The 336-nt window shown below is 69.3% G+C and carries 1 pseudogene; it reads left to right on the top strand.

Annotation, left to right across the window (positions count from 1 at the left end):
- A pseudogene (locus G3A44_RS23210) lies at positions 1–336 on the top strand (hypothetical protein); the annotation flags it as partial.

The raw sequence follows: 336 nt of genomic DNA, 5'->3' as shown, positions 1-336 counted from the left end.
CATCGACGGCGGCGCCGGCAACGACGCCCTGACCGACGGCGCCGGCGATGACACCCTGGTCGGCGGCACCGGCGACGACCGCCTCTATGCCGACTGGTCCAGCGCCACCACCGCCATCGTCGCCGACCTCTCCGACCCCAGCGCCACCCTGCTGCTCCACGGCAATACCGTCTCCGGCTTTGAGGCTTACAACCTCACCACCGGCAGCGGTGACGACATCGTCCTGACCAACAGCGCGGGCTTTGACGACTACATCAGCACCGGCGCCGGCAACGACCACATCACCGTCAGCAGCAGCCACGTCTGGGGCTGGGGCAACGTCTACGCCGGCGAGGG

It is taken from the genome of Ideonella livida (assembly GCF_010499455.1).
In the GTDB taxonomy this organism is placed as follows: Bacteria; Pseudomonadota; Gammaproteobacteria; order Burkholderiales; family Burkholderiaceae_C; genus Ideonella; species Ideonella livida.
This window is presented reverse-complemented; position numbering and strand designations above follow the sequence as displayed.